The organism is Taklimakanibacter albus, from assembly GCF_016595235.1.
Classification (GTDB): domain Bacteria; phylum Pseudomonadota; class Alphaproteobacteria; order Rhizobiales; family Aestuariivirgaceae; genus Taklimakanibacter; species Taklimakanibacter albus.
Genome location: NZ_JAENHL010000007.1, coordinates 1622752 through 1636055, shown reverse-complemented (window position 1 = coordinate 1636055; position 13304 = coordinate 1622752). Strand labels below are relative to the sequence as shown.

The 13304-nt window shown below is 62.5% G+C and carries 12 protein-coding genes and 1 pseudogene; 6 read left to right on the top strand and 7 right to left on the bottom strand.

Going from position 1 to position 13304, the window contains the following annotated elements; translation table 11 throughout:
- Positions 1-9: 9 nt before the first annotated feature.
- From JHL16_RS19315 to JHL16_RS19280, 7 genes and pseudogenes are all read right to left on the bottom strand, one after another.
- Entirely contained in the window at positions 10-843 is an 834-nt protein-coding gene (locus JHL16_RS19315) for a branched-chain amino acid ABC transporter permease (RefSeq protein WP_200186478.1), read from the bottom strand.
- 119 nt (positions 844-962) lie between these two features.
- Positions 963-2111, bottom strand: a complete 1149-nt coding sequence (locus JHL16_RS19310; RefSeq protein ID WP_200186477.1) for a substrate-binding protein — start codon at positions 2109-2111, stop codon at positions 963-965.
- A gap of 50 nt (positions 2112-2161) precedes the next feature.
- Entirely contained in the window at positions 2162-3007 is an 846-nt protein-coding gene (locus JHL16_RS19305; RefSeq protein ID WP_246770979.1) for a nitrilase family protein, read from the bottom strand.
- Between the two features lie 273 nt (positions 3008-3280).
- Positions 3281-3904, bottom strand: a complete 624-nt coding sequence (locus JHL16_RS19300; RefSeq protein ID WP_200186475.1) for an ANTAR domain-containing response regulator — start codon at positions 3902-3904, stop codon at positions 3281-3283.
- Between the two features lie 7 nt (positions 3905-3911).
- The gene (locus JHL16_RS19295; RefSeq protein WP_200187191.1) at positions 3912-5051 is read right to left on the bottom strand and encodes a transporter substrate-binding protein; all 1140 of its coding nucleotides are present in this window, start codon (positions 5049-5051) and stop codon (positions 3912-3914) included.
- Between the two features lie 94 nt (positions 5052-5145).
- A pseudogene (locus JHL16_RS19290) lies at positions 5146-5682 on the bottom strand (CbrC family protein).
- A gap of 35 nt (positions 5683-5717) precedes the next feature.
- Positions 5718-6881 carry an ROK family transcriptional regulator gene (locus JHL16_RS19280; protein WP_200186473.1) on the bottom strand — a complete coding sequence of 388 codons (1164 nt, stop codon included), beginning with the start codon at positions 6879-6881 and terminating at the stop codon, positions 5718-5720.
- Positions 6882-6975: 94 nt separating this feature from the next.
- On the opposite strand from JHL16_RS19280, the gene JHL16_RS19275 reads away from it, so the two are divergent.
- From JHL16_RS19275 to JHL16_RS19250, 6 genes are all read left to right on the top strand, one after another.
- Positions 6976-7737, top strand: a complete 762-nt coding sequence (locus JHL16_RS19275; RefSeq protein ID WP_200186472.1) for an ATP-binding cassette domain-containing protein — start codon at positions 6976-6978, stop codon at positions 7735-7737.
- Positions 7734-8681 (top strand): ABC transporter permease, encoded by a 948-nt coding sequence (locus tag JHL16_RS19270; RefSeq protein ID WP_200186471.1) that lies wholly within the window; start codon positions 7734-7736, stop codon positions 8679-8681. Before JHL16_RS19275 ends, JHL16_RS19270 begins: the two co-directional genes overlap by 4 nt.
- Positions 8682-8683: 2 nt before the next feature.
- Entirely contained in the window at positions 8684-9613 is a 930-nt protein-coding gene (locus tag JHL16_RS19265; RefSeq protein ID WP_200186470.1) for an ABC transporter permease, read from the top strand.
- 66 nt (positions 9614-9679) lie between these two features.
- Positions 9680-10636 carry a sugar ABC transporter substrate-binding protein gene (locus tag JHL16_RS19260; protein ID WP_200186469.1) on the top strand — a complete coding sequence of 319 codons (957 nt, stop codon included), beginning with the start codon at positions 9680-9682 and terminating at the stop codon, positions 10634-10636.
- A gap of 180 nt (positions 10637-10816) precedes the next feature.
- Complete coding sequence (locus JHL16_RS19255) at positions 10817-11953, top strand: hypothetical protein (protein ID WP_200186468.1); 1137 nt, start codon at positions 10817-10819, stop codon at positions 11951-11953.
- Positions 11954-12049: 96 nt separating this feature from the next.
- Positions 12050-13258 (top strand): hypothetical protein, encoded by a 1209-nt coding sequence (locus JHL16_RS19250; protein WP_200186467.1) that lies wholly within the window; start codon positions 12050-12052, stop codon positions 13256-13258.
- Positions 13259-13304: the final 46 nt, after the last annotated feature.

The following is a 13304-nucleotide window of genomic DNA, read 5'->3' as shown; positions in this document are numbered from 1 at the left end:
GGGCGCCGTTCAGCCACGCGAAAATCCTTTCGGGCTGACGCGCAGAACCAGCGCGCACAGGACCGCCACCGTGATGCCGCCGAGGATCGGGCTGACGAAAGTACTGACCATCACCTGGGCGCCACCGAAGATGAGGCAGGCGAAAGCGAGTGCTGCAAAGGAGGAGCCCGCCACCATCACCAGCATGAAGGCGCCGATGAGCCAGCCGACGCCCATATTGGGATCGACGCTCGTAAGGGGCGTGAGCAGGACGCCGGCAAGCCCCGTCAAGCCGGTGCCGATCATGAAAGTGATGAGCCGGACGCGCGCCACATCGATACCGAGCGCCCGGGCGAGCGTCTCGTTCATGATCACCGCACGGGTCGACAGGCCGAGCCTGGTGCCCTCGAGCAGGAAGGCGAAGGCGCAACCGATGATCAAGGCGGCGGCGATGGTGAACAGGCGATAGATCGAATAGCTGGCGCCGAATAGATCGACAGTGCCGGAAAGGAGGTTGGGCGTGAACTGGACGTCACGACCAAACCACAAAGTGATCAACTGGCCGATGACGATGCCGAGACCCCAGGTGGCGAGGATGGCATCGAGGGGGCGACGATAAAGCGGGCGCACGATGACCATCTCGGTAATGGCGCCCAGCAGCGCGCCGGCGACGAAAGCGAGCGGCAGTGCTGTCCACGGATTGAGACCCAACGCCGTCGTCACCACCGCGCAATAGCCGCCCAGCGTCAGCCAGGCGCCATGGGCGAAATTGATGATCTTGAGCACGCCGAAGATCGCCAGCAGGCCTGAGGCCACGACGAACAGAATGGCCGCGGTCGTCACAATATCGAGCAGAACGATCATCGACTGTCCCCAGAGCGCTTCCCGCCAAAGTTGCTCGACTTTGGCGATAAGGGAGCGATCAAAAATTTTTGCGCAGAGGGCGGCGGTTCATGTCCGCCGCCCTCTGCTGTTCCCCTAAATCAGAGACCAGGGCACTGTTCACCCGGATCGACATTCTCGAAGGTGCCGGCAATTTTGACCGAACCATCCTCCTGCACCTGGCCCAGATACATGGTCAAGGGCGCGTGATGCTGCTTGTTCATCGTCACCGGGCCGCGCGGGCCGGTGAAGGAGACTTCGGCAAGGGCGGCGAGCACCGCTTTGGTGTCGGTCGAGCCCGCTTTCTCCACCGCCGCCTTATAGAGATAGACACCTTCATATTGCGGCACCGAGAGATCGTTCGGCGTCCTGAGCTCACCGGCGAATTTTTTGCCCATCGCCGCCAGGAAGTCCTTGTTGGCCTGGCTGTCGATCGAAGTCACATAGGAGGCGGAGATGAAGATGCCGGCCGCATCGGCGCCCATGCTCTTGGCCGTGCCCTCATCGACGGCGAGATTGCCATAGGGCAGGGTCACGCCGGCGCCACGCAATTGCTTAGTGAGCGTGACATTGGGCGAGCCGCCGGCGGTCGAGGTGATGAGAGCCTCGGCGCCTGAGCTTTTCAGCTTGGAGATGATCGCGGTCCAGTCGGTGCCTTCCATCGGCAGATATTCCTCGCCGACGACTTCACCGCCCGCCTTCTCGATGTAAGCGCGGGAGAATTGCAGCATGCCGCGGCCGAAGGCGTAGTCGCTGCCGACCAGGAAGAACTTCTTGGCCTTCTCGGACTTCATGAAGTGGTCGACGACCGGCGGCACCTGCTGCTCCGGCACCCAGGCATTGACGAAGAGATTGGGATTGCAGGAGCGGCCTTCATAGAAGGACGTGTAGATGAAGGGGATGTCGCCCTTGGAGATGATGGGCAGGCCGGCATTGCGCGCCGCGCTCGTCTCCATGGTGATGATGGCGTTGACTTCCTTCTGGAAGACCAGCGCGTCGAAGGCCTTCTGCGCGCCGGCGGCGCCCGAGGCGTCATCGGCGATTTCGAGCTCGAGCTTGCGGCCGAGCACACCGCCCGCCGCATTGATCTCTTCCACCGCGAGCTCCGCCGATTGCACCACCGACGGCGCCACGACGCTGTTGGCGCCCGACAGTCCGACCGGAATGCCGATCTTGATGGGGGCTTCGTCCGCCAAGGCGCCGGTCGCCAGAGCGGTGCTGAGGGTCAAGAGAAGTAGCCTGCTTACCATGGTCGTCTCCCTAGGTTGTTGACAGCAGTTTCTTGGAGTGCGTCCGGCTTTCAGCCGTAGACGTCTGGTCGTCTGTCGCCGAGCACGTCATTGCGCTCATTGAGCTTGCGGCTGTCGGCGACGGAATCGAGTGCGACTTCGGCGATCAGGATCTCCTCGCCGTCATAGCTCGCAGGGCCGGCGATGGGCCGGCCGGTCGGGCCGATGATGAGGCTCGAGCCGATGAAGGGCTGGCCGCGTTCGGTGCCGACGCGGTCGGCGCAGGCGATATAGATGGCGTTGGAATGCGCCGCCGCCTTGTGCAGGATATTGGCCATCGGCTCCATGTCACGGGTCTGGCCCGGCATCGGCACCCAGTTGGTTGGGATCAAGACGAGCTCGACGCCTTTGAGCGACATCTGCCGGAAGGTCTCGGGAAACCAGCCGTCATAACAAATGGCGACGCCGAGCTTGCCGATGGCGGTGTCGAAGACAGGCAGCCCCATATCACCCGGCTCGAAATAGAGCTTCTCGCGATTCCACAAATGGATCTTGCGGTATTTGCCGATATAGCCGTCAGGACCGCAGAGGATGGCGGAGTTGAAGAAGCTCTTGCCGTCGCGCTCGGCGAGGCCGCTGGCGATGTAGACTTTCAGCTCCTGGGCCAGCGCGACGAGGCGCTTGGCGCTGCGGCCGGCAGGGATGGGCCCCGCATGGGCGCCAACCTCATCGACATCGTGGAAGACATAGCCGGTATCGGCGAGCTCGGGCAGGATCATCACGCTCGCACCTTGCGCCTGCGCCGTGCGGATGTGTTTCTCCATCATGCCGAGATTGGCATCGACATCGCCGAAGACCGGCTCGAACTGAATGCAAGCAACCTTGATTGCCGGTCGTGCTTTCGCCTGTGCCGTCAAGCTACCCTCCAAAACGCAAAAACCCCTGGCGCGGAAATCATCCGCGAACCAAGGGCTACCCAGCCAGATTTTGAGCGGCATTCCTGCCGCGAGAGCAAACCTGCTCGTTGGTCGATGAAGTTACATAGCTGCCATGCGCAGTCAAGCGCTTAGATCACGATCACTTCAGGTCGGTTCGACCTGAAGTGATAAACGTGATCGGAATCTTATATTTAGCGCGCGATCGGACGGAAAACCGGTGCCCACTTTTCCTGATCGCGCGCTGTGTGAATCTCAGCTTTCTTCGGACTTGGTGATCTTCAACCCGAAGGCGCGCATCGCTTCATTGGCGGCGATGATGCTTTCCGCCACCGACACGACCGCGACGCGCTTCGCCGTCGCCTGATCTCGGATCTGCTTATAGGCGGCCTCTTCTTCGAGGCCGTTCATCGCGGTCAGGATCTTCACCGCCTTCTCGATGGTGCGGCGACCCTTCATCGTCTCTTCGAGCTTCTTCACCTTGTTGGCGAGGCGCGCCTCGTAGCTGAAGCGATAACGGGCGAGCGCGAATTGCGTCAGCACGCCCAGCTGGCGCAACGGCTTGGTCAGCACGCCATGGGCGTTGAGATCGATCACCGCCTTGAGCGAGGTCGGGCTTTCATAGGTCACGATCGCGATGACGGCGGTGTTCGCGGTTTCGAGCAGTGTCGCCAGGTCTTCGATGCTGGTCTCGCCGACCTGCACGAAGACAGCGTCGGTATCGGCGGGAATCGCGGTGGGCGCCGGCCATACGGCCTTCACGTCGCAGCCGAGCCGCTTCAGGTGATCGACGAGGGCGGCGCCGTCATCGTCGCGTGGATGGATGACCAGAATTTTCGCCTGGCGCAGATCGTCGAGGATGAGCTTCAGATTTGCCAAAGCGGCCTCAATTCTCGAGCCACGGTTCTTCGAAGCGGATGGAGGCGAGATAGGGATCGGGCCTGATCGGCACCTGCGACTGCCAGGCGATCTCGAACTGTCCGTCTTCCTGCGCGATGCCAATGCGCGGGGTCGACCAGACATGGCGGTTGTCGTCGAAAGCGAGACGGCCTTCGGGGGAGATATATTCGACGGCCAGCGCCGCCTGGCCGAGCCTGTGGGTATCGAGCGACTCGGCGAGCTCCAGCGCGCGGGCGAAGAGATGGATCTGTGAATAGGCGGTCTGCGACCACATGGTGGCCATGGCGCCGGCGCCGAAACGCTGCTGCAGCGCGCGTACGAAGCGCTGGTTTTCCTCATTCTCGACGGCGGCGAGATAAGGGGCGGAGAGGACATGACCGGTGCAGCGCTCAGGCCCGATCACCTGGATCTCGCCTTCCGCCAGAGTGAGGCTGGCGATCGGCCTCTTGCTGCGGTCGATCTTGGCGTCGGCATACATGCCATAGAGCTGGCGCGCACCGCGTCCGATGATGGTCGAGAAGACCGCATCAGCCTCAGCCTCGTCGATCTTGCGCATCAGCTGGCGCAATGTCTTCTCGTCGGCTTTGAGCGGCACGTAATGCTCGCCGACGATCTGGCCGCCTTTGCATTCGAGCAGGTCGCGCATCACGCGGTTGGATTCGCGTGGATAGATATAGTCCGACCCCGCCATGAAGATGCGCTTGCCGTAGCGCTGCAGGATGAAGTCGGCGAGCGCGAAGGTGTTCTGGTTCAGCGTGGCGCCGGTATAGAGGACATTCTCGGAGAATTCGAAGCCCTCATAGATCGAGGGATACCAGAGCAGGCCGTTATGGCGCTCGACGATCGGCAGCACCGCCTTGCGGCTGCCCGACATGGAGCAGCCGAAAATGACGTTGATCTCGTCCTCGACCAGAAGCTTGCGGGCGAAAGCGCGGTAGAGCTCGGGCTCGCCGCCCGGATCATAAGCGACAGGCTCGATGAGGCGGCCGAGCACGCCGCCTTTGGCGTTGATCTCCTCGACGGCGAGCGTGGTGCCGAGGAAATGCTCGGTTCCGGTGACGGAAGCGACACCGCTGCGCGAAAACAGAACGCCAATGCGCCAGGTCGCGTTTCTTTCAGGCACGATCGGTCTTCCTCATGAGGCCTCGGAGTGCCCTTTGAAGCACAGGGGACAGGCGGAGGGGAAGAGCCTCGGCGCGCAGCCCGCCCTGGCGGAAATCTCAATGGCAGTCGGAATAGCCGCCAAGCGTGCCGCAATGCCGGCAGCGGAAGGCATAGCCGGTCGGCCCGTGATCGCGGTCGAGCGACTTCAGATATTCCGTGCGGAAGGGCTCGTCATAGCCGCAGTTGAAGGCTTCCAGGAGCTCTGACCCGTAGGCTGAGGCCTGTTCGAAACCCATCGGACCCAGGAACTCGGCCGCGTCTCCGCAATGTGTCCACCACATCTCCTGCTGCCAGCCCGAAAAGCCCGGCGTGCGGTGAGCCACCTCATCGCGGATCTGATCGGTAACCTTGCCCCACTCGCCATTGCCGCCAATGCCCGCCAAATCGGTGAACTCGGCGTCGAATTTGCGATGCGCGCTGCCATCGGCGATGCATCAGGGACAGATGCAATCGACAAGTTCCTCCACCGCATAGGCAGGGCCCTTATAGATGAAGCCGCGTGCTTGACCGCAGCAGATACAGATTTCCTCGGAAGCGACCAGGCTGCCGGTGGCGATAGGGTCGGGATGATAGGTGAATTTGGGAAGCGTCATGCTTGTTGTTGTACAGGATGAACATGCTTCTGTCTTCAGTTGCCGATATTGGCTGGCCCCGAGGTCGTCGCCGCCAGGATCGGCAGGGCCGAGGCGCCAAGCGCAGCGCTGCGCTCGCCGAGCGTCGAGAGGCGCAAGCGGTCGGCGCCGAAATCCTGGCGCACCGAGGGCCTGAGGCCGCGCAAATTGGCGACCAGCCTTTCGAGCAGAGCGAGCGGGGCGGCGCCGCCGATGATGATCGTCTCGGGATCGAAGAGGTTTTCGACGGTGGTCAATCCCAGAGAGAGAGCTTCGCCGGCGCGCGCGATCCAGGCCTCCAAAGCGGCGTCGGCGTCTTCACCTCGCGCCTCCGCTGCAGCGAGGTCGCGCCGCATGGCGCTCAATGAGAGATACTGGCCGAGGCAGCCGCGATTGCCGCAATAACATTGCGGGCCATGGGGATCGATGATGGCATGGCCGAATTCTCCGGCATTGCCGCGATTGCCGCGATAAGGCTCGGCCCTGATGACGATGCCGCCGCCGACGCCTTCGCCGATGAAGACATAAAAGAAGTCGTTGAGATTGCGGGCCTCGCCATAGAGCTTCTCGCCGAGCGCAGCGGCGGTCGCGTCATTCTCGAGCAGCACGTCGCTGCCGGTCTTCTCGGCGAGCTGCTCGGCGATGGCGCGGCTTTGCAAGGCGGAGACGGCGCCTGGCGTCGGCACGCCCGGCCAGGACGTGTCGAAGGGGCCAGGGGTCACGAGCCCTAAGCCCAGACAGCGCTCGGCGCCGAAACGCTGGGCGAAATCCGCATAGATGCGGCTCAGGAAATCGAGCCATTCGCCATCGGCCGGCGCCGAGCCTTCGCGGGTCTCGATGATGTCACCGGCGAGATCGGCGGCGACGGCATGATAATGCGTCGTGTCGATGCGGATGCCGAGCGCATAGCCGCCATCCTTGGCGATCTCGATCTCGATCGGCGGCTGTCCACGCTTGGCCTTGCGCCGGCCGGCCTCGCGCACGAGTCCGGCGCCGATCAGATCTTCGACAATATTGGCGATGGCTTGCGGGGTCAGTCCGGTGGCGCGCGCCAGCTCGGCGCGCGACAGGCTGCCCTGCAGGCGCAGTGCATGAAGCAGGACCCGCCGGTTGTGATGGCGGACCCGGCTGGCGGAATTGGCGGAAAGACCGGAGCGGGGCGACGCATTTCCATCGAGCATGATCAAAAGCTTACCCTATTAAAGTAAAACAATGAAATTGATTTATTGACTCACGCACAGGCTTTTCCTAGTCTTTGGCCCAGAAAGGGACATCATGACTGACGGCGCCTTGGTCGATCTTGTCGGCATCACGAAGCAGTTCGGCGGCGTCCGCGCGCTGAAGGGCGTCGATCTTTCGGTCCGGTCCGGTGAGGTCGTGGCCCTGGTTGGCCATAATGGCGCCGGCAAATCGGTGCTGGTGCAGATCCTTTCGGGCGTCTTCCCGCCGTCCTCGGGCGAAATCCGCGTCGGCGGCAAGCCGGTTGCTTTCACGTCGCCATCCGATGCCCGCCTCTATGCGATCGAGACCATCTATCAGACGCTGGCGCTCGCCGATAATCTCGACGCGCCCGCCAACTTCTTCCTGGGCCGCGAGCTGCGCACCCGCTTCGGCTTTCTCGACAAGAAAAAGATGGCTGAGGAAGCGAAGAAGGCACTTGCCGACCTCAATCCCAATTTCACCGATATCGAGCGCCCGGTGCGCCAGATGTCGGGCGGCCAGCGCCAGGCGATCGCCATTGCGCGCGCCATCCATTTCCAGGTGCAGCTCCTCATCATGGACGAGCCGACCGCGGCGCTTGGACCCCATGAGACCGCGCAGGTGGCCGAGCTCATCAAAAGGCTGCGCGCCCAGGGCATCGGCATCCTGCTGATCAGCCACGATGTGCGCGACGTGCTGCGCCTCGCCGACCGCATCGTCGTCCTCAAGAATGGCGAGGTCGTCGGCGCGCTCACCGCCAGGGATACGAATGAAGACGAGGTCGTGGACATGATCATCCGCGGCCGCAAGCTCGACGCCGACGGCGCCGTGAAATGACAGCTGCTTCCACCCCCTGGCGCTTCGTCACGCCGATCTGGCCGGTGCTCGCGGTGCTGGTGATCGGCGCGGCGCTGCTGTCGGGGCCGTTCCTGTCGCCGGCCAATATCGCGGCGGTGCTGCAGCAAGGCGTCATCACCGGTATCGTGGCGCTCGGTATGACCATCGTGCTCATCGGTGGGCAGTTCGATCTGTCGACCGGCGCCACGGTGATGATGGCGGCGGTCCTGGCGCTGCTGCTCAATCCGGCCGACGGCACGAGCACGGTTCTTGCCATCCTGCTGCCGGTCGCGCTCGGCGGCGTGATCGGCCTCGTCAATGGACTTGCCGTCTATCGCGCCGGCGCCAATTCGATCGTCGCCACGATCGGCATGCAGTTCCTGGTCATCGGCGCGGTGCTGGCGCTCGTCTCGGGCCAGCATGTGCGCGCCGACAATATGAGCGAGATGTTCGTTTCGCTTTCGCGCGCGCGGTTCCTCGGCATTCCCTATTCGGTCTACATCTTCCTCGGCCTCGTCGTCGCTCTCTCTATCATAATGAGCAACACCGTCTTCGGCCGCCATGTCTATGCGTTGGGCGGCGATATCGAGGCGGCGCGGCGCGCCGGCGTCAAGGTGGTGCGCACCGGCATCGCCACCTACATGATATCGGGCATGCTGGCGGCGCTCGCCGGCGTGCTCATCGCCTCGCTCGTCGGCAATCTCGATCCGACCGCCATCCGCGGCTATGAATTCCCGGCGCTCACCGCCGTCGTCCTCGGCGGCACCAGCCTCACCGGCGGCGTCGGCCGGCCCGCCGATACGGCCGCCGCCATCTGGGTCATCGCCGTCATCACCAATGTGATGACCATCCTTAACTACCAGTATCCGGTGCAGCTCCTGGTCCAGGGTGTCGTACTCACCGCCGCCGTCGCCTTCTATTCCTGGCAAAGGGCGCGGAGCTGATCATGCAGATCACGCTCTCTCCCATGACGCTCCGGCTGTTCGTCAAGCCACCGCTCATTCCGCTCCTGCTGCTCGCCACCTTCGTCGACGGCTTCTGGTCACTGGGCAATCTGCGCACGCTAGCCGAATCGATCTCGACCGATGGGCTCATCGTCGCCGGCATGACCATTGTGATGATCGCCGGTGGCTTCGATCTCTCGGTCGGCGCCGTGATGGCGATGGGCGGCGTCGCGGCTGTGGTGCTTCTGCCCTATGGCATCGTGCCCGCCGCATTGGGCGCTCTCGTTGCCGGCGGCATCTCCGGCTTCTTGAGCGGCACACTTGTCACCCGGCTCCGCATCAATCCTTTCATCGCCACGCTCGCCATGATGGTGATGGTGCGTGGCGCGACACTTGCCTACACCGACACACGCCCCGTCGTCGGCCTCGACGACACTTTCCTGGCGCTGGGTGGCGGCGATCCCTTGCCTTACGCCTTCCTGATCATGATCGTCGTCATGCTCGCCGCCCATGTCCTGCTCTATCACCGGCCCTGGGGCCGGCATGCTTATGCGGTGGGCGCCGATGAGCGCGCCGCGCAGATGACCGGGCTCAAGGTCAATCGTCTCAAGATCGAATGCTACATGCTGAGCGGCGCGCTCGCAGCCTTTGCCGGCATGCTGCTTGCGGCGCGGCTCGGCACCGGATCGCCGATCGTCGGTGAGATGACGCCGCTCACCGCCGCGGCCGCCGCTCTGATCGGCGGCGCCTCGTTGCGCGGCGGCGAGGGCTCGATCATGGGCGCTTTGTGCGGCCTTCTCTTCGTCGGCTGCCTCATCAACGTCATGAACCTTCTTGGTGTGCCTTCCTACTACCAACGCATGACCATCGGCGGGCTGCTGTTCGCCCTGGTCGTGGTGGAAGGCCTGCTGCAGCGCGCGCGGCCGCGTTGAGAAAGAGAAGAAGCCGCCGTGGCCGGCGAACCGGCCAGTGAAAACTTGTGAGGAGAGGAAAGAGTCATGTCAGTCAGTTTGAAAATCTCAAGGCGGGTCGCGCTCGCGGCCTTTGCCTCCTTCATGGCGGCCACGTCCTATGCCGCCGCGGCGGAAAAGATTGTGATCGGTCATTCACAGCCCAATCTCGGCTGGCCCTATATCGCCGCCGTAACCAACGCGCTCGAAGCCGCGGGCAAGAGCATGGACGGCGTCGAAGTGGTGACGCTCAGCGCCGATGGCGACATCGCCAAGCAGAGCAGTGATATCGCGACGCTCGTCAACCGCAAGGTGAATGTGCTGCTGGTCACCTCGCTCGATGGCAATGCCGTCGTCCCGGCGCTCAAGAAAGCGGCCGATGCCGGCATCCCGATCCTCGCGGTGTCGAACGAGCCGTCGGAAGCAGGCCAGAAGCTGCTCGCCGGTTATTCGGGTCCCGACGACTACGTGCAGGGCGTGATTGCGGCGGAGCTCTTGAACGACGCGCTGAAAGGTGAAGGCGCCATCGCCGTCATCGAAGGCTCGCCCGGCCAGAGCACCACGCTGCTGCGCACGCAAGGCCTGAAGGATGGTCTCGCCAAGCTCAATTCCAAGATCACCATCATCGGCTCGCAGACGGCCGACTGGAATCCCGTCAAGGCGAAGGATGTGGCACAGGCTTTCCTCACCGCCCATGGCGACCAGCTCAAGGGCGTCTTCGCGCAGGACGATAATACGGGCGCGGCGGCCGCTGAAGTCTTCAAGGCGGCCGGCCGTGGCGACATCAAGGTCGTCGGCACCGGCGGCACCATCAACGGGCTGAAGGCGATCCGCGACGGCTTGATGTATGGCACGATGGACCAGTCGCCGACGACCGATGCCAAGCAGGCGCTCGATTTCGCGGTGAAGCTCGCCAAGGGCGAGAAGCTCGCCGAAAAGCGCAACATCATCCCGATGCCGAAGATCACCTCCGCCAATGTGAACGAGTTCAAGGGCGAGTGGTGATCCAAGCATCGGACCGAAAAGTGCGAAGCGGTTTTCGGGCAAATCCGATGCGTAACAAATGACCAAGTCGCGCGACGCCTGGTGGAGAGCGGGGGTACATCTCCGCCGGGTCTCCCGCGCGACGGCCGGCCGGTTCATTCCGGCCGGCATATTTTCTCGTTTTCTGAAGGTCCCGAGTCCATGTTTGATCCGCGCGTCGGAATGAAGATCTATGACAATGTCTGGTATCTGCGGCATCGGCTTGAGCCGGAGCAGGCCGCCGACATCCTCAGCGCCATGGGCGTCACTTATGTCATGGCACAGAGCAAGATCCTGCCGATGCAGGACACCGCGATCGAAAGCGAGGTGACGGCGGAAGAAAAGGTGCGTTTCGCGACGCTGAACGACCGCGCTTTCCGCGATGCGCTGAAAGCACGCGGCATTTCCTATTTCGCCAGCATCAATATCGGCTTCGACCCGAACTTCATCGCCGCCAATCAGGATCTCCTGCCGATCGACCAGTTCGGCAAACGCGAAGGCAAGACCGACTGGTATATCGGCCTGCCGCCCGACCGGAAGCCCAATATCGACCATAAGCTGGCGCTGCTCGAAAATGCGACGCGGATTCTCGCGCCGGACGGTGTGCATCTGGGTTTCATCCGCTGGCCGGGCTTCTGGGAGATCTGGCTGCCCGATGTGAAGCGCGCTTCGATGCCGGATTATTGCTATGGCGCGGGTACGCTGGCCCGCTTCCGCGCCGCGACGGGCATCGATGTGCCGCTCAATGATCCGATCGCGGCGGCGGCGCTCATCGCCAAGGAGCACAAGGCCGCCTGGCGCGACTGGAAATGCGGTGTCACGGTCGCGGCGGTCGGGCGCATCCGCGACGCACTCCGGGCGATCAAATCCGACGTCAAGATCGCCATCAATACGCTGCCTCTCTTCTTGTCGGATTTCGACAATGTGGCGGAAGAAGTTTTCGGCCAAAGCCCGGCGCGATTGAAAGACGTCGCCGATGTCTTCGAGGTCATGGCCTATCACCAGATCCTCAGGCGGCCGCCGACATGGCCGGCCGAGATCGCCAATGACGTCAAGCGGCGCAGCGGATCGACCACCGTCTCGACCATCCAGGGCAGCGCGCTTTATCTCAATGGCATGCATGCGAATCGCGGCCGTGCCACGGATCTCTCCACCGACGAGTTCATTTCCATGGTCGACGGCCTCGAAAAGAGTGAGGCGGACGGGCTTTGCGTCTTCACCTTCACTGATTTCCTCGACATGCGCGAAACGGCAGAGGGGAAGCGGCGCATCGACCGGCTCAAGGCGTTCCGGCGGTAAAATAATTTGTCGTAACTGCAATTTAAGATTGCAATTCCTATTGCAGTGCCCGTTTTGGTAATTATGAATCGCTCGACTGGAAAGGAGAGCGATTTCATGGAGCGTGTTGCATTTCTAGCACCTCAGGGCAATTCAACCTTTGGCTTTGTCGAAAGAGATGGCGGCTATCGGCCTCATGTCGACCTTGCCATACCTGCGGTCACCAGAACGATCAGGCATCAAGGGTGCTTGATCTTTGTTTGCCGTCCAGATCCGGCGGTTCATTTCTTTGAGCTTGAAAGCGGCAAGCGATGGTCGATTTCCTTGCCCGCCAAATCGCGCCCCTTTGATCTGGTTGTCTGGCGAAACTGGCTCTTTGTGGCGGCCGGCGGCAGGACGTTGCTCGCAACCGACACTTGGAAGGCCGATGCATCTTGGGTGACTTTGTCCTGCGAGGATGCAGCTCCGCCGCGCGGAAATGCGACCTGGCTGACCTTGCCTTGCGAGAAGGATATCGACGCACTTGCCATTCAAGAGGACAGACTGCTGGCCCTCGACAATATCGTGATGCCAAAATGGCTCCTGATCTTTGAGCTGACGGATGCGGGGGCGCTAGGCCCATCGCGCATTAAACTGCCTGACCACGGTACCTACGAGACAATCGAAGGGGCAGCCTATTGGAATGGCCGATTTGCCGTGCTCTCGCGGACGGTCGGCATGATGGGTGTAAGCAAATGTGTGTGGGTGCTCGATGGTACTTCATATGGCGAAGTTGGACATGCCTACAGCTTTGAGGCAAGTTTCGATCCGCGCTATGACGAGGGTTTCCTGCCGCTGATCTGCGCCGAGGACATCGCGGTGTGTCGTGATATCCTGGTCCTGGCCGGTGGCCGATACGGACTCGTCGCAACCAGCCTCGCCATGGAGGCGCATGTCACCGCCATAAGCGGACATGGAAATTACCAAGGACTTCTGGCCAATGACTTTCGGCAATTCTGGCCGGCTGTGGCGCGGCATCAGCCAATTGTCTGCGTGCGGGCTTGCGACGACCCGGCCGGATTTATCGTGACCTCGATCGAAGGCCGGCGGCTGCGGCGGGAGAGATCCTGGGAGGAAGCGCTCGTCAGGAAACAGGTGCGGGCGGAGTCGTATTTCCTCGATTATGACGAGATGAAGCAACATCTCGAGAGGATGCCGCCCGGTCGGGCGGAGGGCACCAAATGGCGGGACAAAACCCGCCGCGCCGAGCTGCGTCGGGATGCCGGCAAGGCAAGTGGCTGGGTCGAGGCGCGGGCTCTGGACAGAAGCGCCACAGGCAAGAAGTGATGACATTACGGATCTGATGCAGCTTCCGCCGGTAGTGGCGGGAGCC